Here is a 20,151-nt window from a genome sequence, read left to right on the forward strand (position 1 = left end):
CTCAGTCAGTGAGCAATTAGTTTAGTGCTTTGCAGTTATCAACTTTGTTCAACATCGTTGTGTAGAACAGGATCACAGTCTGATCAGCCGGAGAGAAATTGCGTTTTGTAGAGCCGTCAGAGTTCACCATGTTGTACATGTAGGTGTTCACGAAGCGATAAACGGATGGAGTCACACGCAGGGTGGAGTTACAGGAGTAGTTCTTGTAAGTCACAGTGATGCCCGCGTAGTAATCGGAGCCATCCTGCTGTTGAGAGCCTTTGCCATCACCGATGTAGAAGTTGTTGCCGCCGGAGTTTGGGTTGTTACCGTAGCCAACCTGGAAGCTGACAGTCCAACCTTCGCCGTGACCATCGGTGCCCACGATAGAGCAAAGGTTGCCTCGGCAAGCAACGGCCATTTCGTTTTCGATCTTTCGTTGAATCTCGGCTTCAGAGTAGTGTGGGTTGGGACGAGGATCGTAATCTGGGCTGCCACCGTCGAATTCATCTGCGTGAACGTTCAGGGACATTGCCAAGGCGACAAGGCCTGCAGCAAGGAACTTCAATTTCATATTGCTCTCCGATTTTTTTGTGATCCGTCAGGTGCCGTGCACGTACCTTTGATTCCTGACAGGTTTTTAAAAAGTGGTTGGGTTTTAGTCCTAATCCTCACGTTTCGCCACTGTAAACTTGGCGAGTGTAAAGAATTTTTTACCGCATGGAGTAGCCCGAATGGGCTATGTCGTTTTAGAAACTTTTATTTGTTTAAATTTTCACAGGAGAATGTGAATGTTTGACCATTTTTAGACACGGAAAATGGTCTCTATTGTTGCATTTTTGCAAGGATAGCCTTGAGGGCGGAGGCTGGATCTTGAGTTTTTTCAAGGCTGCGGCAACTTTCAATGAATTTTGAGTAGTCTTGTCCTACCAGGTTGTAGAGAGATTCAAAGTCACTGAGATCCTGAAGGTAGGTTTTATAAACCAGAAGGCGGGCGTTGTTGAGGCGGGCCTCGCCGAATTTTTTGTAGTTGTCGGTCTTCAGTTGCGGAATGACTTCTGCGGCAAATTTCTTTTGGATTTCACGAATGCGTTCGCTGCGTTTTTCTTCTTTTCGCTCGTCGGGTGGAAGTTCTTTGTACCATTGTTCCAGTAGTTTTAGCTCAGAGGAAATGAAGGTGGAAAACAGTTTATTGTCTTCATTTTCCAGCTGTATCTGCTTCAGGGTTTTTGAGTCAGCTCCTTCTTTTTTCAGATAGAACAGTTCGGCCCCCTTGTTACCCAGAAAGGTCGCCAGGCGTTCGTTGAAGTCCGCTGCATGTTTGATGTACAAAGTGGCGTGCACGGTTTCATGAATGATGGTGTTGACCAGATCATAGTCGTCATAGCGAAGCATCGAACTCAGAATAGGGTCGTTGAACCATCCCAGGGTGCTATAGGCAGAAACACCGCGCATGTAGGTGTCCAGCCCTTCTTGCTGCAGGGATCTTTCCTCTTCCACAGCATCGGCTTCATTGAAGAAACCCTTGTAGGGCATTTTCCCCATAAAGGGATACGACCACTGATAGTGCTTCAGTTCCCACTTCGGAGCGGCACTGACGACGTAGGTGACGTAGGGACGCCCGAGTTCGACATAAGCGGTGTAATTCTTAGAGGTGGCCAGATGCAGCTCCCGCTCGGCAAACACGCGGGCTTCCTCGGCCAGACGCAATTTTCTTTTCTTTGCTTCGTCCAGGTTCGGATCTTCCAGCGCTTCGTTCAGAGGAACGCGACTGCCAAGAAGTTTCATCTGGCCGTACCCTGACTTCATCAGATAGCCCATCTGGCAGCCACTATTGAGCAGGGCCATTGCCAGCAGAGTCACCGGAAGGAGCTGTTTTATAGAGCCCAAGTCACACCCGCACGCACGGAGCTGTCATCCGTTTGCAGGCCGCCACCGATGGGTGTTTTCCAGACATCATAGCTCAGCTTGATTCCCAGTGACTCGGTCACTTGAATTTTCAAACCGGCTCCGTAGCTGGGCACGGTGACACTTTCAGGTTCAATGGTATAGGTGTCCTGCCCTTCGATCTTGATTTGTTGGAATCGACTGATCTGGGCTCCGCCGCCTTTGATGTAGGGCTGGAAAAGCGCTTTACGGTCGGCAAAGGTCAGAATTAAATCGGCCCCCAGGATTTGTGATTTTTGAGTCGTGGTACGACGAGCATCACTTGCACTGGCTTTTTCTTCGCGCACACCTTTGGCATCGGTGTAGCTGAGCTCCAGCGCCATTCGCTCTAGGAAGTAAAGAGAAAGCGAGCCGGTGATGGACTCAGAGTCGAAGGAGTTGTCTTGGTCGAACGTGGTGGTTTTTCTTCCGTAGGAAAGCCCGAGTTCGGTAAACAGGGCGTGTGCGGGCAGGGAAGTTGACAGTAAAACGGCCAGAGTGGTCAGAGATAAAAACTTCTTCATATCCTTAGATCTTAGCAAGGTTGAATGGCGAACGACATGTCCTCATTCACACTCTGGACTAAAGCTGCTGGACCGGGTAAAACTAAAGTATGGATGGAAAGATTTTAAAATGCGGATTGCCCTCGGATGAGGCGGAACTGCGAAAACTACTGACCCCTGAACAATTTCAAATCATGGTCCAAAACGGCACGGAAAGACCTTTTCAAAATGCTTATTGGAATCATCATGAAGAGGGGGTTTATGTCGATGCGATTTCTGGCACGCCCCTTTTTTCAAGTCAGGACAAGTTTGATTCCGGAACGGGGTGGCCCAGCTTCACACGCCCTATTGACAAGGCGGCTGTGCAGGAAATTGTGGATCATTCCCATGGTATGACCCGGATTGAAGTGCGCTCCAGGGATTCCAATTCGCATTTGGGGCATGTGTTTGACGATGGCCCCGGCCCGACAGGTTTGCGCTATTGTATCAATTCGGCGTCTTTGCGTTTTATTCCCAAGAAGTCCTGATGTGCTGAGGCGGGCTCAGCATTTTTTTTCCGCAAGGAAGGGAAAATCGTCCATAATGTGACGATGAAAATGTTCGGACTTTTTCTTTCTTTGTTCGTTTGGGGTTCTCAAGTTTTTGCTCAGGATTGGCGAACCGCCACGCGTGAAAGCGCTCATCTGGCGCCGACCCCTCAGGAAGAAAAGCAGGCCGTGGTGCAGGTCTATGCGGCACGCACCTTCAGCTGGCGCGGGTACTTTTCCGTTCACTCCTGGATTGCAACCAAAGCCAAAGACGCTTCCCAATACACCACCTATCACGTGATCGGCTGGCGCGTGAAGCGGGGGCTGGAGTCCGTCAGAATCGAAAACGACATCCCGGACCGTCACTGGTTTGGAGCCAAGCCCGAACTTATCGAGGATCTGCGTGGCGAAAGGGCCGAGGCGGCCATTCCCAAGATTGACGAACTGGCGCGGAACTATGTTTATAAAAACACCTACCGGGCTTATCCGGGTCCGAACAGCAACACTTTCATTTCACATATCATTCGCAATGTTCCCGAGTTGACGGTGGAGCTTCCTCCCAACGCCATCGGCAAGGACTGGATCAACGATGCTGATGTCGTGGGTTGGAGTGAGTCCGGAACTGGCGTGCAGTTTTCACTGCTGGGAATGCTGGGGTTGACCGTGGGGCTGCATGAAGGCGTGGAGATTAATTTGCTGGGTCTGAATTTCGGTGTCGACTTCTGGCGTCCGGCCTTGAAGCTTCCGATGGTCGGCAGGGTGGGAATGACCGACAAGCCTTAGTTGCGGTTCACCAGAGCTGGGGGGCTGTAGCGCACTGTGAATGAAAACACCAGATGAATAAAGCCATCTTCTTTGACCATCTCTTGCGGGGGATTGGGGAAGATGCGGGCCTCTTTAAAGGCATTGATCGCGGCCATATCAAAGTTTTTAATGCCTGAACTTTTCATGATCAAAGCCGATCTTAGGTTTCCATTTTTATCCAGAATGAACTCGGCCTGAGTCACCCAGTTGCGGTTGCCAGCGTTGATACGATCAATGCGATCGAAACTGTCGATGGCCTGCTGGACCCGGGTCTCCCAACGGAAGCGAATCAGCTCTTCCACGCGTGCATAGAATGTGTAGAACAAATAGCGGTCCGTGTTCAGGGCGGTGAACGAGCCCACCTTGACGTCCGTGGGAAGAGATTCACCGACGGAGGAATAACCATCATTGAAGCGCTTCATTTCAGCCAGTTCTTTGCTGATATCCACATTGCGATAGCCATCTTTGTCGGTTTCTTCAGTCTTGAGCTGCTCGCGTTTTTGTTCGGCCACTTGAGGAGCTTTGTTGGGGTCTTGTTGTGGAACGCTGCTGTCACGGTTGCTGCGGTTTTGAGTCATCCCGGTTTTCGCAGCTTGAGTTTCTTCTTTCACGCGCTGATTTTTTTCAGAGAGAAATCGCGCCAGCGTGTCGTCTTCGGGAAGTTTCACCTTTTCGGGAACCAAAGCCTGACGAACCACGCTGCGATCTTTGGGTTTGAGCGCCTGCAGGATTTCCTGTTCTGGGGAAAGAGTGACTTCGATCACTTCGGGTTCGGGCATTTGCAGTTTGGGCGCAAGCCAGATCAGGCCGATGATAACCAGCAAATGGAACATAAAACTGCATAGAATCGCCCTGACAACCGCCATGTGTCTCATTTTAAGCCGAAACTAGACCTAAGGGCAAGACGGCTAAAGTTGAAACACATCCTGCCGATAAGAATTAGGTCACAGGGGGACAAATGGGGAAAATTCTGGATATCACACCACGCCTAAGATCTCAAAATTCTTCAGAAAAAAAGGGAATTGAGGCTCGTGCGGAGGTGCTCGACATTACGGAGGCTCGTCAAGAGATTCTGAGCCGCGATCGCCGTGATGTAAAAAGAACCATTTTAACTGAATTTGTAGGAGCTTTTGTCGTATTGCCTGAAAGGGGTCTTTTGAAGGCCGCTTTGTATGACATCTCAGAAAACGGGATGGCCTTTGACCTGGAGTTGGCCGATGGTGGTTTTGCGCCAGGGGATGAAGTGGCAATGCGCGTGTACCTGAATCATTCAACGTACTTCCCATTCACGATTGTTGTGTCCAACAGCCGTGCGATTGAAGACGAAGGCGTTGTTCGTCATGGTGCGGGCTTTGTAAAGGGCACGATGAATGATGTTGCACTTCATCATTTTGTGAAGTTCATTGAAAACGTCAGTGCAAGTCTGAAAACCGACACGGGCGACGTGCTCGTATCTCATATTTCCTAAAAATTTTGATAACTGGCGAGGGGATCACAGTCCCCTCGCTTTTTTATTTTTCAGACGGTGATTTTGACCTGTCTGCTTAGTGATGCTTTTTACGTGGACTTTGGTCCTGCGATTTGTTGCAATTTAGCTGTGGAGTATCTGCAGCTCTCAAGCGGCAGATCACATGGACTATAACTACGGAGGGTGTCCATTGAGTAAAGCAAAACGCAGAAAAATCGTGGTCGATACGAACGTAATCCTTTTCGATTCTCAGGCAATCTTGAGATTTGGAGAGGCAGATGTTCATATCCCTATCTCTGTTATCGAGGAAGTGGACAAGTTCAAAAGAGATCAGGGTGAGAACGGACGCAATGCCCGTCAGTTCAGCCGCTTTATCGACGTTTTGCGCTCCAAGGGTTCCTTGGCCAGTGGTGTTCAGATCGACAATTCAGAAACGATGGTCTACATCAACACGGATCTGATGTTGGCAGGTATGCCATCAGAACTGGATCACCAAAAAGCGGACAACCGTATTCTGAATACGGCGTTGGCTTTGCAGAAGCAGCATCCGCGCTACAAGGTGGAGCTGATCACCAAGGACATCAATCTTCGTATCAAGGCTGACGTTTATGGAGTCATCGCCAATGACTACGATGCCAACGACATCAACCGTGATGATCTGTATGAAGGTTATCAAGAAATCATGGTGTCACCTGACCAGATTGATGCTTTCTACAAAGAAAAACGTTTCGTCACGGATGTGAAACTTTACGGTAATCAGTACGTGATCATGAAAGACACGGCGAATCCGAATCACTCGGCGATTGGTCGTTACAGCCTGGCTGAAAAAGCGATTGTGCCTTTGATGCAGGCGGCCGATTCGATCTGGGGTATTCATGCACGAAATGTCGAGCAAGCCTTCGCATTAGACTGTTTGTTGAATGATGAAATTATGTTCGTATCGCTGGTGGGTAAAGCCGGTACAGGTAAAACCTTGATGGCAATCGCGGCGGGTCTTCATAAAACTTTGGATCAAGGTCAGTTCCAAAGATTGTTGGTTTCTCGTCCGATCTTCCCGATGGGTCGCGATATCGGTTACCTTCCGGGTGACATCGAGCAGAAATTGAATCCTTGGATGCAACCTATCTTTGATAACGTTGAGTTCTTGATGGGTGCGGACAAAAAAGCTGCGGGCCGTGCACAGGAATTGATCAATCAAGGGATGTTGAACATTGAGCCGCTGACTTACATTCGCGGTCGCAGCATTCCGAAGCAATACCTGATCGTCGACGAAGCACAAAACTTGACTCCGCACGAGATCAAGACAATTGTTACGCGTGCCGGTCGTGGGACGAAGGTTGTCCTCACGGGTGACGTTTATCAGATCGACAATCCTTACGTGGATTCCGCGAACAGTGGTTTGACTTACGCGGTCGAAAGATTCAAAGGGCATCCAATTGCTGCCCATGTGACTCTGACGAAAGGTGAAAGATCTGAGCTGGCTGAACTGGCAGCTAATATCTTGTAGTTTTTTAGGAGTTTTTTCATGGCTGAAGTGATTGATGTAGGATTCGAAGCAAAGGTAACTGTGCAAGTGACGGACAAAATGATCCAGCAATTTGCGGAGCTATCCGGAGACCACAATCCTATTCATTTGAACGATGAATATGCATCAAAGACACGTTTTGGTCGTCGTATCGCACACGGTATGATCGTCGGCGCTCTGATTTCCAGAGCGCTTGTTGATGGCATTGGTCAGGGTGGCATTTATCTGGCGCAAAACATGAAATTCGTAAATCCTGTTTTTGTTGATGATACGATTGTGATCACCATCAAAATCACAGGTCTTCGAAAAGAAAAAGGCATCGCCACTGTTGAAACCAACGTCGCGAAGCTGAATGGCGATGTTGTGGTGAAGGGTGATGCTGTTATCATGATGTCATCCACTGGTCCTGCAGGCATATGAGTTCCGTTTTCCATCTTGTCTACTACAGCAAGGCAGCCGAGGATCTTAGTTACACGGACATCCGTGAGATCCTCGATGTGTCCCGGCGGAACAACACCGCCCTGGGCATTACCGGCCTGCTGATTTTTCGGGATGGATTCTTTTTGCAGCTTCTGGAAGGCGCAGAAAAAGACGTTCGGGATATATTAAACAGAATCCGTGAAGATGATCGCAATTACTCTATCCGCGTGATGATTGAAACAGAAAGTGCCGACCGCCTTTTTGAGGGTTGGTCCATGGCCTTTTACGACGGAGACATTTCGACGAACTCCACGCAGCATTTGGTGGATTTGTTTGAAGCGGTTTTGGAAGGTGGCATGACTAAGAAAAATCTGATTATGCCGATTCTGAGAAAATTCCGCGCCTCTGCCCCTGATTTGAAGTAAAAAGGTTCCTGGTTCTTTTTTGGGATCGCCAATGCATCATTAGTTAAACATCGAAAGAAAGGTTTTCCTCATGACATCTCTATTTAAAAAAATCATGTCTTCAAGAAATTTCAACACCAAGTATGACGATATGGCACTGACGATTTTACGTGTGTTCATCGGTCTGGCGATGGCGTTCTCTCACGGTTTGGGTAAGTTGCCCCCGCCAGAGATGCTGGTGAGTGGGGTCGCTTCTCTGGGGTTCCCTATGCCAGAGTTTTTCGCTTGGTGTGCGGGCCTAGCTGAGTTTGTCGGTGGAATTTTGTTGGCGTTGGGTCTTCTGACTCGTCCTGCAGCAGCGTTTGTGGTGTTCACGATGGCCGTTGCAGCTTTTGGGGTCCACGCGGCCGATCCGTTTATTAAAAAGGAAATGTCGCTTTTGTATCTGTTCGCCAGCTTGTTCTTCGTAATTCACGGTGCTGGTCGCTGGTCCATCGATCACAAACTTACCTCTAAGTAAAAAACGCTAAAAAGGCCCACCTGACTGCGTTGTGCCTCGCGCTGACGCACAAGAATAGCTTCCTGCTATTCTTGTCGGAGGGTCTGTTCGCTCCGCCTTGTATTGGAATCTTTTTTACGGATTTAAGGTGTGAGGATTTTTTAAAGGACGTCGAGAAGACGTCTTTTTAGTTTTTCCTTCAACTCTGGCAGTTGAACGGATTGTTTCAGCAGCTCTTCCAGGCTGATCATGGTGTCTGAACTGAAGCCGCAGGGGTGAAGTCCCTGGAAGGCTTTGGGGTCGTGAGTGATGTTGATGGCGGCGCCATGAAGGCTCACCCATTTGCGCACGCCCACACCGACGGACGCCAATTTTTTCCCCTGAGCCCACACGCCGGTTTCGTCGGCTTCACCCGGAGCCTGGACATGTTTTGCCGACGAACGGCTTTCCACGCCTGTTAGACCATAGCTTCTGACCACGTCAACAATCGCTTCTTCCAAAACGCGCAGGTAGGCGGAAATGTCGCGTTCCTGGCGTCCCTTACGATTCATTGTCAGATTCAAAATTGGATACACAACCAGTTGGCTGGGGCCGTGATAAGTGGCGCGGCCTCCGCGTGTGACTTCAACGATGCGGCCCTCCCACGCGAAAACATCATCAGGCTTGGTGGCTCTGCCCACGGTCACAACCGGTGGGTGAGAGCAGAAAACAAGATAGCCGGGAAGGTCGTTGTTATGGACCTTTTCCACCAGCTCATTTTGTTTTTTTAGAGCCTCCTCATAGTCAATGAGACCCCAATCCTGAAAAATCAGATCTGCCATGAATTCTTTGTGCCACTGATCTTTGGACATGTCATGTATTCTCTTCGAAGGTCCAATTCAGAGGGGAGTGAGAAATCTTTAGACAGCAATGTTTTTGAGTGTGTAAAGGGTTTGGTCACAAAAATTTCAAAATGAGATTCGTTTGAAAAGCCCCAAAAGATGCCGTCACAATGGATTCAGGATCACATAGAGCAGGGAGAGGATCTTATGAAAAATCTAGGACTGATGGGCATCTTGGTGGCGATGATCGCATTGACAGGGTGTCTTGATAACGGTGGTGGCTCCGAGGTCAAACAAGACCTCAATAACGGAGACTTCAGTGTTGTTACAGATCCGGAAGATGGTGGCGGCAACTCTGGCGGCAATACCGACGAGGGCAGCGCCGGGGGTGGTTCCACTCCAACGACTCCTCCTGTGCCGGTGACGGAAGGGCTTGAAATAAACAAAGGTGCCACGTTGACAGGGTCCGCCAAGTTGACTCTGGATTTCTACTCTCCGTTTGTTGCAGCTTATGTGAAAGTTTCTGAAGGTGATACCTGCGCCACAGGAACCTGGGTGGACTATGTGGATTCCGGCGTTCTGAACAGCTCTAAGATCAATCAGAATGTTCCAGTCAGTGCGCAGTTCCGCGACCATGACGGCAGAACCAGTTCTTGTTATACCCGAAGCATTTATATTGACCAGGCAGGCCCGGAAATCATTTTTGCCAAGTATCCATCTGCTCCGGTGGAAGAGGGGTTGGATGTGGAGATTGTCTTCACCGTTTCTGACGTGCCAGCCGGGGTGGCGAGTGTGACATGCTCGTTCGGCACGACCACGAAGTCCTGTGCTGCGGGAACGAACAAGATCACGTTCCCGAAAATGGCCGGTGGCGACTATACATTGAAGGTGGCCGCCAAAGACAAGCTGGGGAATGCTTCAGAAAAATCAGTCAGCTTTAAAGTGTCGTCCATGTACAAACAGATGGTGAACAATGTGCGTGTGAACGAGTATCAGAAAGTGGATATTTTGTTCGTGGTCGATAACTCCGGTTCGATGGAATACGAACAAAAAAGCATGGCGTCGCGTGTACGCAACTTCCTGGATGTGGTGAAGGGTCTTGATTGGCAGATTGCTGTGACGACCACAGATCCGGTTCATAAGACTTTGGGTGACGGTCGTCTGGTGCAACTTGCCAACAAGCCGGGTCAGTACATTCTGACATCTTCCATGAATGACACAGATGCCAGAAACACTTTGAGCAACACTCTGCAAAGAAGTGAAACAGGCAGCGGAAGTGAACAGGGCATCTATGCCGCCTATCGAGCGATAGAAAGATCCCTGAGCGCCACCGGTGGCAATGCCAACTTTATCCGCAATGACTCGCAGCTGGCTGTGGTGGTTATTTCAGATGAAGACGAATCCGCCAATGGAGCTAAGAATGATCCAGCCAACTTTGTGAAGTTCGTGCAGGACAGCTTTGGCTCCCAGAAGGCCATGAGCTTCCATTCCATCATTGCACGTCCTGGGGACCAGGCATGTCTGAAGGGTGAAGGTTATTCTGCCGGCTTCCGCTATGAGCAGATTTCCAAACTTACTGGCGGTGTGATTGGTGACGTCTGTGCGACAGACTATGCTGCGCAAGTGCAGGGGATCGCAGAAGGTGTACGCAAAACATTGAAGTCCATCACGTTGTCCTGTGCGCCCGTGGTCGATGCCATGCGCTCGATCCTGGTCCTGAAAGACGGGCAGGTGTATGATGGAACAAGAAAAATGGAAGGCCTTAACCTGGTGTTCGACCAGATGCTGCCTCAAGGTAACTACGAAGTTTATTACTCTTGCCTAAAATAGGTCGGTTGGTGAAAAGGGCCTTCTCGCTCCGACGTGCTTGGCGCACGCCTGCGCTGCGAGGGCCCTTGTCCGCCTTGCGCTTGAACCCTTTTGACCAACCTCTGATTTTGAGGGGTGGTTTTTCTTGTTTGAAACTGACTTTGAATCAAAGTAAGCCTTTGTTATGGAAAAAAAACAGACTTGGGGAATCATTGGATTGGGCTGGCTGGGATCCGCTTTGGCGCAGGAACTGGAACAGGCCGAGCAGCCTTTTTGGGGAACTCACCGAGGTGAATTTGATTGGGGCAAGGATCGCTTCCCGGGGGATTTCTGTGATGTTCTTTTCTTGAACACGCCGCCACTTCCTAGCCTGTCCCCCGAGGACTATATCGATAAGATTCCAATTCAAAAAGGACAACGGATTATCTTCATCAGTTCCACCTCTGTTTACGGTGGCCAGGGGGGTGAGGTGGTCGAGAGCACCTTGCCGCAGCCTCTGAATGATTCCCAGATATGGTTGCGCCAGGTCGAGCAGGGGCTTGTGGCAAAGTTTAAAGATCAAGTCATCGTCATTCGGCCGGGAGGCTTGATTGGTGGAGCAAGGCATCCGGTCTATCATCTTGCCGGTCGCAAAATGCTGGCCGACGGGCTTGCTCCGGTGAATCTGATTCATCGTGAAGATCTGATAAAGATCATCATGGCGGTGGCACAAGTGCCATCGCCACCGTCTTTGATCAATGCGGTGGCGCCTTTTCATCCCAGCAGAATGGATTATTATACCGGTTGGGCCCGGAAGCTGGGGTTGGCAGAAATGTCATTTCGTCAGGAAGCGGGGAACGCAAAACTTGTGAAATCCGAAGTTTTGGCAAGTATCCACACACAGTGGAGCTGTCCGCTGTTGGATAGACTGTAAAAGGGGTCCACGAAAAGGACCCCTTGCAGGAAGTTCGGGCCGGCAGCTAGTCGTTGTCGCCCTGATGAGTCGGCGGTGCACGCAATGCCAAAGCCGCCAGCACTTCTGTTTTTAGCAGGAAGGCCACTTCGCGGACATCCGCGTGAACCGCGCAGATTTCCTCTTTACGGTCAGTCATTGTAGTGGCTTTGCACAGAGCGGGGTCCACGGCTTCGATTTGGTCAAACAGGGAACCTTTGTCCTGAGCCGCTTGAAGAGAGGCAATGGCCTTGTCCAGGGCTGATACAACCTTGGCAGCCACGTCACTACGGCCGGATCTTTCCAGAAGATCATCCAAGCCATAAGCTGGCTGGTTGCTGAAGCTGCCTGTGAAGATCGCACGGAAGCCTCTCATTTGAGCTTCGGCAGATCCCAAAGAAAGTCCTGAGTACAGGTGCTCCACCGTGCGAGCGCATTTGTCTTCGCTGCAGTCTTTGTGGCGTCCCATGGGTGCACCCAGTTTGGCGTCTTTGAGTTTTTCGATATGGGCCAGAGCATCGGTCAAGCCGTTGATGGACTCTTTGATGCTTTTGTAGCGGGAACCATCAATCAGCGCTTTGGTGAAGTTGCCTTCAGCAATAGACCAGCGGGATTTCAAAGTGGCGGATTTGGCTTCGACATCCTTCACCAGTTCCTGGGCCCACAGGCAGCGGTCCAGCTTTTTCTGGGAGGCTGGACGTTCATTCCATTCCTTCATCGCTGGGTTTGCACGCAGGTTGCAGGTGCTCTTCAAGGACTTTTCAAACAAAAGATACTCAATCGCGCTCAGACCACGCACGTTGAACAACAGGCGATCGCTGCTGATGGATGAGTTGGAGTTTTCATAAGCCTTTTTGTCGATGTCACAGGTGTTCAGGTAAGGCCAGGAATAGATGTAATCGTTCAGAAAGCGGCCATCATCCATCAAGGGGCCAAATGGGGCGGCTTCCAGCTCGTGGAAAGCCAGCATGGCGCGTTCCCAGTCCAACTGGGCCTGGGTTTCTTCTCGGCGCGCGGAAGAACCACTGGACAAAGCTTCACAGTACTGGCGCAAAGAGTTTTTTAGAACTGGAATTGTGGCAGCGAAGTTATCAGCCGAACGGGAAAGAACATTCACGCCGATATTAATCAGCATTTTTTCTTCTGTGAAAGGACCGTCGTTGGGTTTTTGGAACTCACCCGGTAAGGACCCGTCCTGGGGCTTGTTAGAGTTGTTGCCCGGTAGAGTGCCACGGGAAGTGGTGGGTTTGTCAGTGTCAAAGAAGTCCGAGCAGGATGCCATTAGCAGGCAGGCCGCGGCCCCTAAAGAAACCTTCAAAATCATAGATTTTGCCATCATGAATTCCTCACTTTTCAAAGGCTCTTTGTGCCTGAAAAACCCCCGAAATGACAAGTTTTCATAGGGACCCCTGTATAATTGAAAACCCAATGAGGATCGGGACTTGCGAGTGTTCTTCAGCAGCGTTTTATGCTACAAAGAATCCATGCTGGAAATGCCCGAGAATTGGACAAGGCTGCAAAAATTACTCTTTCAGTTTGATGAGCCCACATCAAGGCTTTATCACGTCAATATTCTGTCCAGCCTGGGTCTGATTCTGGTGGTTCTGTTCATTCTGGGGCGTCAGCAAAAGACTCCGCTTTGGCCTCTTTTGCGCCGCTGGGTTCTGCGCAAAAAGTACTGGTGGAATCATTCGACCAAGCAGGACTATTTGATCTATTTCCTGAATGCTCTGTTCAAGAGCTTTCTGCTGGTGCCGCTGTTTGAGTGCAGTTTTGTGATCTCGCAGGTGGTGATTCGCTTCCTGGTGCGCTTCAGCGAAGGGGATGTTTTAAATATTCCGGTCAATAATGGATATTTGCTGGCATTCACCTTGGGGGTCTTCGTCTGGGACGATTTCCTCAGGTTCTTCCACCATTGGTTGATGCACAAGATTCCGTTTTTGTGGCAGTTCCACAAACTCCATCACAGTGCCCGCGTCTTGACGCCAATCACCCTGTACCGCGCGCATCCGGTTGAATCGATCCTGGCCATCTTCCGCAACAGTCTAAGCCTGGGAACCTCCATCGGGGTCTTCATTTTCCTCTTCGGTTCCAGCTTTTCGCTGTGGACGCTACTGGGAATCAACGGCTTCGGCTTTCTGTTCAATCTGGTCGGCGCCAACCTAAGACACAGCCACATCCCCTTGAGCTTCGGCCTCCTGGAAAGACTTCTGATCAGCCCGATCCAGCACCAAGTGCATCACTCTAAAGACGAGGCCCACTACGACAAAAACTTCGGAGTCAGCCTGTCAATCTGGGACGCCCTCTTCGGAACACTGATCTTCTCAAAACAAGTAGGAAAACTCAAAGTCGGCCTCAACGAACGCTTCCGCACATCCCTATGGCACCACTACAAAGACCCATTCCTGGCTCTATTGCCAAAAAAGCGCTCCCCCCACGCACCTTCCCCAAAAAGTAATTAAATAGCCTTAAAGAAACCGAACGCCGTCCGGCGAGGGCCCGAAGGGCTGCTTGCAGCACGACGCAAGTTCCACAGCAGCACCCTCCCAAGGGGAGGGGCGTCCGCGAGGACTGTCCGAAGCGACGTGCTGCAAGCAGCCCTTCGGGTCCTCGACGGGTGGATGGTCATGTTTAGAATACGTGTTTGATTCCCACCAGAAGGCTTCTGGCTTTGCCTGGTCGCGCACCAAACGGGCGCAAAGAAACCAGATAGTCATTGTCGAAGATATTATCAACACGGGCATAGAAGTTACCCTGTTTGTTGTATTGATACTTCGCTGTCCAGTCCACGACCCCGTAAGCAGGGATTTCAGAGCGATCAGTTTCAACAGTCTGGTCGTACATTTTTCCGGTCCAGGACAGGATCACATCCTGAGTGTACTTGCGGTACTGAGTTCCGAAGCTCAGGCTGTACTGGGCTTGCGGTACGTAAGGCAATGGATCACCGGATTGAATGTCCCCCACACCCCATTCAGGATTGGAAGACTGAGAGTCCGAGGCAAACTCTGCTTTGGTCACAGTCACATTCAAACTGACTGGCATATATACGTTCTTATATTGAAAGCCTTTAGCAAAGCGCGCCTCAAGACCCTGAATCAAGGCTTTGCCGCCATCGAATTCCTGATCCAATGAATTGCCAGTGCAGCCGGAAGAGAACGAACAGGTGTCTTTGATGTTCTTGTAGTCGGCGCGGAAGGCGATGGCTTCAGCAAAGAACTCGCGATCGGCATTGGAATAACGCACGCCCGTTTCGTAGTTCACACTTTCTTCCGCCTTATTGCTTTGTGTCTGGCCAGGTCCTACGGCGCTCATGCCGCGATTGACCCCGGCAAGCCAGGACCAGTTTTCATTAAACTGATACAGCGTTCCCACGCCCGGAACAAAGACACTTTGACTGCCGTCGGTGGTGACACCGGTCAGACCGTTGTAGGATTCATAGTTCAGACTTTCAAAGCGGCCGGCGGCTGTGAACTTCCAAGAGTTCCACAGAATCTCGTCCGAAGCGGTGACAGTGACTGCTTGAGTTGTGTCCTGGATCTTGTTGGTGTTCTTTTCCGCATCGGCGGTGCGCACCAGGCGTCCGTTGGTCATCGAGAAAATGTTCTCGGTGTGATTGCGGCGAATCTGATCTTCATGCAGACGAAGTCCCAGACTTACCTGGTGCAGGAATTCCCCAGCCTGATGAGCCGAGAAAGACCCCAATTGCAGACCTTGGCTGTAGAAATAGCGATCGTTGTTCGCCATCACGATATCCGCACCAGCACCTACACTGGAGGAATCCGCTTGGCCTGTGATGACGTCATAGTACAGCTGATTAGAACCCGTTGTCGGATCACGCAGAACTTTGTTCACATCGATGGTCGTGTCACGGAAGTTGTTAAAACGATTCCAGTCACGGTGGAAGTTGTTGCGATAAGCGGTGGACCACAGGCCCCAAGTGGAAGTCATTTGGGTTTTATAGGTCAACTGCATTTGCTCGTGTTCGAACTTCATCAAATCATTTTCAGAAGCGGCATAACGACGGAACGGCGAGCTGGCAAAATCATCCAGGGTCAGCCCCAGATAGGTTTCGTCAGAGGCTTCGTCGGCATAACCAAGCTTCCAAGAAAGGGACTGCTGGCGGTCTCCGGGCAGTCTGTATTCACCTTTGATCAGAATGTCATTCTTATCAAAGCCGGTATTGCGACCCGTATCAAGTTTCTTGAAACCGTCTGTCTTCAGGTGTGTGCCTTCAAACATGATGGCACCGCGGTCCCAGACATAGCCCAGATTGCCTCGATATTTTTGCGTGTTGTAACTGCCACCAGCCACTTCCACTTCTGCGCGGTTTTGCGTGGGAAGGCTGCGCGTGATGTAGTTGATCGCGCCCCCGATGGAGTTAGGGCCATAGGGAACAGAGGCGACCCCTTTAAAGACCTCCAGGGACTCAATCTTACTCATGAAAGGAGTATAATAAGCCGCCGGAGCTGAATAGGGAGCCGGCCCGATCAGAATGCCGTCTTCAAGAATAACAACTTTACGGCTGCGGTGAGGATGCGTTCCACGCAACCCGATGTTCGGGCGAAGACCGAAACCATCTTCTTCCTGCACGTAAACGCCGGGAATTTGTTTTAGTACGCGGGTCACGTCGGTCTGTTGTTGCTGCTCCAGTTTTTCTTTGCCGAAAAAGTGGGCGGAATTGGGCTGAGTCAGCTCCTCTTCAGAACTGCCAATGACCTTCACGGCGCCCAATTCGGACATTGAAGTGGAGACCTCAGAAACGTCTTCGGCCTGTGAAGACAGGCCGAAGAGGGAAATAACAAAAAGTGTGGAAACAAACTTGTTCATGATTATTTGTAGTCAAGTTCCTTGATGATTTCTTTTGCTGCCGGAACAGATTCGCCAAGCACAGTCCAGTTTGTTGGGTCAATTTTGAAAGTGCCCCAGTCTTTGATGACAGTGTTTGGAGTCACACCCAAAGCTGCTGGGTATTCCAAGTGGCTGCCAGACAACCAAAGTTGATTATCTTCTTGCAGCATCAAAGAGATAAACTGTTCAGCCAAAGCCGCTTTCTTAGAATACTTTACGATACCAACACCGGAGCCGTTAACGTGAGCACCTGTGGAGTTTTGGTTTGCGAACAATGGTTTGATTGGGAAGTTTGGATTCTGATCCAACATGCCCGCCAGGTAGTAAGTGTTGGCAATACCGATATCGCACACACCGTTAGCCATCGCTGTCATCATCGCTGTGTCGTTCGGATAAACGTCAACTGCCAGGTTGTCCAGGATGCCAGCCATGATGTCTTTCGCCGCGGTAGCACCTTTGTGGTGAACAAGGCTTGCGATCAATGCCACGTTGTAAGTGCCTTTGGAAGTTCTCATGCACACACGGCCAGCCCATTTAGGATCGGCAAGGTCTGCGTATTCAGAGATCTCAGACGGATTTACACGGTCTGGTGCATACACCAAAGTGCGGGCGCGGTAAGTGATGCCAATCCAGTTGTCGTTCAGATCTTTCATTGCCGGAGCAACGCGAGATTTCAAGGAAGCAGAAGCCAATGGCTGCAACAAACCTTTTTGAGTCAGGTCAGAAAGGAAAACAAGATCCTTCGTGAAGATCAGGTCTGCGGGAGTTGCTTCGCCTTCAGCCTGGAGCTGCGCCAAAACGTCAGCGTAAGCTTTTTCCACGATCACAACATCTGCACCTGTTTGTGCTTTAAACTGATCCGCGATCGGTTGAACACGTGCGGTAGGGCGGTCCGTGTAGATTGTCAGTGTTTCTGCAGAAGCAACAACAGCCGTCAAAGAGACAAGTGCGGCGGCGATAAGCTTTTTCATGGAAAGACTCCTTTTAGTTAATGGCGCAGGAAATACCTCAAAAGAAGCCCGATTCACAACTGATGATTGATAAGTGGGTCTAAATGAGAAGCGACTGAAGATGAAAACCAAATGAAAGTGCTAGAGACCCTCAAATAGCGATTAATTGCATCTGCCACCCGGGTGGGCTGATGGGATTTGTGTATTTTTCAAATCAGGGCCGAGTTAAATGAAAATAAAATAGGTGCGCTTCGTGTTATGATGGTCTTTTGTGGAAGGAGTTGGAATGAAACTACAGGGCGGAATTAATTTTCGAGATTTAGGTGGATATCTGGCGGCCGATGGCCGTCGTGTGAAGAAGAACCGCTTGTATCGATCAGGTTCCCTCTCTCGTCTGACCGCTGAAGACTGTGCTCAGTTGGAAGCTTTGTCGATCACCCACATACATGACTATCGCGACATCAAGGAGTCTGAACAAGATAAGGACGTGATTTGGGAGGGCGCTCACTATGAATGTTGCCCGGCTAATCCGGACTCTCATGCAGTGAATGTCGCGGGTCATGACTTTTATGCCGAAGAATCCTTGCGGGCAATTCCCGGCAATTTTATGGAAAGCCTGTATCAGCAGCTGCCGTTTTCCAATAACGCTTATAAGCGTCTTTTTGAGCGGGTGGAGCCCTTGCAAAACGGGGCCCTGGTTCAGCACTGCGCAGTGGGAAAGGATCGCACCGGCGTGGGATCTGCCCTGATGTTGATGTCTTTGGGTGTGAAGAAGGAAACGGTCATAGAGGACTATCTGCGCACCGAACAGACCCTGCAGCCTTTCCGCGAGTTGATCCTGAATCAGAACGAAAAGAAACTTTCCAGTAAAAGTCTTGAGACCTTGCGCTATCTGATGTCTGTCCAAGAGCAGTTCCTGAATGCGGCTTTTCACGAAATCCATCAGCGTTATGGCAGCATGGATCGCTATTTTGCGGCAGAGTTCAATTTAACACCAGATCGTCTGAAAGCCCTTCAGGATAAATACCTGGAATAGCTATTTTAGATTCACCACGAGATTGGGGCTCACTGACCCTAATCCGTCTTATTCTGAGCCAGAACTTCATAAACCACATTCTGGCTCTGTTTCCTTTCTGCAAAGATTCTGATGCTGGGGCTTAAGTCTAGGCCGGGCCTGCCGAAACTTAGTGCGCGAATTGCACCAACAAGGAGACTCCGAATGATTGCATCCCCGTTGAAACATCTGTTTTTGGCCCTTGCCGCCATAGTCAGTTTGGCCGCCTGTTCTCAGGAAAGTGTGATCAAGGGGGCTCAATTGACCACTCAAACCCAGCAGGGAAACCTGTTTGTGGGCCTGAAGACGCATCTGGATTCCAACAGCATTCAGATTATGAATGTCCAATTGCCGATCTATAACCCTGACAGTCCGCTGGAGATTTTGGGTATGCTGCAAGTGAACTCTCCAGTTCCCGGAACCACAGAAGTGGATCTATTGGTGAACTTTACGCGTGTGACGCAGATTCCATCGATGAAGGCGGAAAAAGGTCTTCCCAATGGAACCTTCTTCCCGGTGATGGGGGTTAAAACTGACAATTGGTATTCGATCGCCTTAAGTGACAGTCGTATTTCCAAACTCTATTTGAATGTGGACCTGGCGGCATCGAAAGTGGTTCTGGGTTATGCCTTGGGCACAGATGCAATCAGTGCCGGGATTATCGCCAACCTTTTTACGGGATTTAGTTCAAACGCCGTCTCAGGTTATGGCGGTCTTTACAGTGGTGTGCAACCCGGGCAAAGTGGTTTTGCCGTTTTTGCGGACGTCAGCTCCATTCTCAGCCAGTCGACGCCAAACAAAGTGTTCTTCGCTGACAGCACAGTGGAGTCGCGAAAGAAGCCTTTGCGAAAACGGCTGTGGGATCTGAATGTGAAAAGGACCTGGCTTCGAATCCGATAAAGATTTTTCGACTTTACGAATCGTGGATTCCGATCATTTGTAATGAGCAAAAATGCGGTCCAGCTCATCTGAGCTTTTGATGTCCTCAATGGCTTTGTTAAATGAAGCAGTCAACTCAGTGTCTTTGGCGGCGATCAGGCAGTGAATCGGATATTCCTGTATAACCATCTTATAAATAGGGGCTTTGTTTTTATCGTTCTTCAGGAAATAATCCAGATGAGTTTCGTCGGCCACGACGTTGTCGATGCGTTTATTGACGAACTTTCGCAGATTCTGTTCTTCGGTGGGAACGTCCTCGCGAATCAGCCGGCCATTTTTAAAGAGTGGGTCAAGACTCGGGTAAATATAGCGCAGAACTGTTCCCACGCGCTCACCCCTAATATCGGAATAAGAGTGCACACTCTTGCGTGAGGCCAGCACTTCTTTTTTTATAAACAGAACCTTGGACCAAGTGAATTTTTCAGGGTTCGGAACCCAGGACGGACTGGTGTAGCAGTTGATTTCGGCCAAACCCTTGCTGATCATCTCGTGAATACGGAACTTGGGAATGACGATGAATTCGAATTTGCGATCAACGCGCTTTTCAATGGCATGAATATAGTCCCGCACAATCCCAGTGGCCTGGCCTTTCGCGTCAGTGATCAATAAAGGGGGGGCCAGACTGTAAGGGATAGCCACCCTGAGCGGAGCTTTGGTTTTCGCCGACCACGCGGGACCACATAGAAGCAATGTCGATATCAGCAGCAAAAAATGGCGCATGAAAAGATGATAGCAGCTTGAGGT

The 20,151-nt window shown here is 49.9% G+C and carries 20 protein-coding genes and 1 pseudogene; 12 read left to right on the forward strand and 9 right to left on the reverse strand.

The features are described 5' to 3' along the window. Positions 1–16: 16 nt before the first annotated feature. The 3 genes from ACZ50P_RS03205 to ACZ50P_RS03215 form a co-directional block, all read right to left on the reverse strand. On the reverse strand, positions 17–553 hold the full coding sequence (locus ACZ50P_RS03205; protein ID WP_464120162.1) for a protease: 537 nt from the start codon (positions 551–553) through the stop codon (positions 17–19). Positions 554–804: 251 nt separating this feature from the next. Then, positions 805–1,869 carry an aminopeptidase gene (locus tag ACZ50P_RS03210; protein ID WP_464133381.1) on the reverse strand — a complete coding sequence of 355 codons (1,065 nt, stop codon included), beginning with the start codon at positions 1,867–1,869 and terminating at the stop codon, positions 805–807. After that, entirely contained in the window at positions 1,857–2,429 is a 573-nt protein-coding gene (locus ACZ50P_RS03215; protein WP_464120164.1) for an outer membrane beta-barrel protein, read from the reverse strand. Before ACZ50P_RS03215 ends, ACZ50P_RS03210 begins: the two co-directional genes overlap by 13 nt. A 119-nt stretch (positions 2,430–2,548) precedes the next feature. On the opposite strand from ACZ50P_RS03215, the pseudogene msrB reads away from it, so the two are divergent. Together msrB and ACZ50P_RS03225 are read left to right on the forward strand one after the other, a co-directional pair. Then, positions 2,549–2,935 (forward strand): annotated as a pseudogene (gene msrB, locus ACZ50P_RS03220) (peptide-methionine (R)-S-oxide reductase MsrB); the annotation flags it as partial. Positions 2,936–2,998: 63 nt separating this feature from the next. After that, the gene (locus ACZ50P_RS03225) at positions 2,999–3,718 is read left to right on the forward strand and encodes a DUF3750 domain-containing protein (protein ID WP_464133383.1); all 720 of its coding nucleotides are present in this window, start codon (positions 2,999–3,001) and stop codon (positions 3,716–3,718) included. Here the strand turns inward: ACZ50P_RS03225 and ACZ50P_RS03230 are convergent. Further along, on the reverse strand, positions 3,715–4,605 hold the full coding sequence (locus ACZ50P_RS03230; RefSeq protein WP_464133386.1) for a TonB family protein: 891 nt from the start codon (positions 4,603–4,605) through the stop codon (positions 3,715–3,717). The genes ACZ50P_RS03225 and ACZ50P_RS03230 overlap by 4 nt on opposite strands. 92 nt (positions 4,606–4,697) lie before the next feature. Between ACZ50P_RS03230 and ACZ50P_RS03235 the strand changes: the two genes are divergently transcribed. The 5 genes from ACZ50P_RS03235 (at position 4,698) to ACZ50P_RS03255 (ending at position 8,076) form a co-directional block, all read left to right on the forward strand. Further along, on the forward strand, positions 4,698–5,207 hold the full coding sequence (locus tag ACZ50P_RS03235; RefSeq protein ID WP_464120168.1) for a PilZ domain-containing protein: 510 nt from the start codon (positions 4,698–4,700) through the stop codon (positions 5,205–5,207). Between the two features lie 163 nt (positions 5,208–5,370). Continuing rightward, on the forward strand, positions 5,371–6,714 hold the full coding sequence (locus ACZ50P_RS03240; protein WP_464133387.1) for a PhoH family protein: 1,344 nt from the start codon (positions 5,371–5,373) through the stop codon (positions 6,712–6,714). Between the two features lie 18 nt (positions 6,715–6,732). Beyond that, complete coding sequence (locus tag ACZ50P_RS03245) at positions 6,733–7,152, forward strand: MaoC family dehydratase (protein ID WP_374034937.1); 420 nt, start codon at positions 6,733–6,735, stop codon at positions 7,150–7,152. Continuing rightward, a complete protein-coding gene (locus ACZ50P_RS03250) occupies positions 7,149–7,577 on the forward strand; it encodes a BLUF domain-containing protein (RefSeq protein ID WP_464133390.1) in 429 nt (142 codons plus the stop codon). Before ACZ50P_RS03245 ends, ACZ50P_RS03250 begins: the two co-directional genes overlap by 4 nt. A gap of 94 nt (positions 7,578–7,671) precedes the next feature. Beyond that, complete coding sequence (locus tag ACZ50P_RS03255; protein WP_464133392.1) at positions 7,672–8,076, forward strand: DoxX family protein; 405 nt, start codon at positions 7,672–7,674, stop codon at positions 8,074–8,076. Positions 8,077–8,216: 140 nt separating this feature from the next. On the opposite strand, the gene lipB is transcribed toward ACZ50P_RS03255, so the two are convergent. Further along, positions 8,217–8,906 carry a lipoyl(octanoyl) transferase LipB gene (gene lipB, locus ACZ50P_RS03260; RefSeq protein WP_464133394.1) on the reverse strand — a complete coding sequence of 230 codons (690 nt, stop codon included), beginning with the start codon at positions 8,904–8,906 and terminating at the stop codon, positions 8,217–8,219. A 177-nt stretch (positions 8,907–9,083) separates the two neighbouring features. Between lipB and ACZ50P_RS03265 the strand changes: the two genes are divergently transcribed. Continuing rightward, the gene (locus ACZ50P_RS03265; RefSeq protein ID WP_464133397.1) at positions 9,084–10,706 is read left to right on the forward strand and encodes a hypothetical protein; all 1,623 of its coding nucleotides are present in this window, start codon (positions 9,084–9,086) and stop codon (positions 10,704–10,706) included. Between the two features lie 163 nt (positions 10,707–10,869). Next, positions 10,870–11,598 (forward strand): Rossmann-fold NAD(P)-binding domain-containing protein, encoded by a 729-nt coding sequence (locus tag ACZ50P_RS03270; RefSeq protein ID WP_464133399.1) that lies wholly within the window; start codon positions 10,870–10,872, stop codon positions 11,596–11,598. A gap of 46 nt (positions 11,599–11,644) precedes the next feature. On the opposite strand, the gene ACZ50P_RS03275 is transcribed toward ACZ50P_RS03270, so the two are convergent. Next, the gene (locus tag ACZ50P_RS03275) at positions 11,645–12,955 is read right to left on the reverse strand and encodes an imelysin family protein (RefSeq protein ID WP_464133400.1); all 1,311 of its coding nucleotides are present in this window, start codon (positions 12,953–12,955) and stop codon (positions 11,645–11,647) included. 109 nt (positions 12,956–13,064) lie between these two features. On the opposite strand from ACZ50P_RS03275, the gene ACZ50P_RS03280 reads away from it, so the two are divergent. Next, positions 13,065–14,078: a sterol desaturase family protein gene (locus tag ACZ50P_RS03280; protein ID WP_464133403.1), complete on the forward strand. Its 1,014-nt coding sequence runs from the start codon at positions 13,065–13,067 to the stop codon at positions 14,076–14,078. A gap of 169 nt (positions 14,079–14,247) precedes the next feature. Here the strand turns inward: ACZ50P_RS03280 and ACZ50P_RS03285 are convergent, their stop codons facing one another. Together ACZ50P_RS03285 and ACZ50P_RS03290 are read right to left on the reverse strand one after the other, a co-directional pair. Beyond that, positions 14,248–16,443 (reverse strand): TonB-dependent receptor family protein, encoded by a 2,196-nt coding sequence (locus tag ACZ50P_RS03285; RefSeq protein ID WP_464133405.1) that lies wholly within the window; start codon positions 16,441–16,443, stop codon positions 14,248–14,250. 2 nt (positions 16,444–16,445) lie between these two features. Next, complete coding sequence (locus ACZ50P_RS03290; protein ID WP_464120180.1) at positions 16,446–17,435, reverse strand: extracellular solute-binding protein; 990 nt, start codon at positions 17,433–17,435, stop codon at positions 16,446–16,448. A gap of 265 nt (positions 17,436–17,700) precedes the next feature. Here ACZ50P_RS03290 and ACZ50P_RS03295 point away from each other — a divergent pair, with 265 nt between their 5' ends. Continuing rightward, positions 17,701–18,450 carry a tyrosine-protein phosphatase gene (locus ACZ50P_RS03295; protein WP_464133408.1) on the forward strand — a complete coding sequence of 250 codons (750 nt, stop codon included), beginning with the start codon at positions 17,701–17,703 and terminating at the stop codon, positions 18,448–18,450. Positions 18,451–18,633: 183 nt separating this feature from the next. Further along, positions 18,634–19,368, forward strand: a complete 735-nt coding sequence (locus tag ACZ50P_RS03300) for a hypothetical protein (RefSeq protein WP_464133410.1) — start codon at positions 18,634–18,636, stop codon at positions 19,366–19,368. Positions 19,369–19,401: 33 nt separating this feature from the next. Here ACZ50P_RS03300 and ACZ50P_RS03305 read toward each other — a convergent pair whose 3' ends face one another. Further along, positions 19,402–20,127, reverse strand: coding sequence for a substrate-binding periplasmic protein (locus tag ACZ50P_RS03305; protein ID WP_464133412.1), 726 nt, complete (start codon positions 20,125–20,127; stop codon positions 19,402–19,404). Positions 20,128–20,151 lie beyond the last annotated feature (24 nt).

The organism is Bdellovibrio sp. CKG001, from assembly GCF_055397465.1.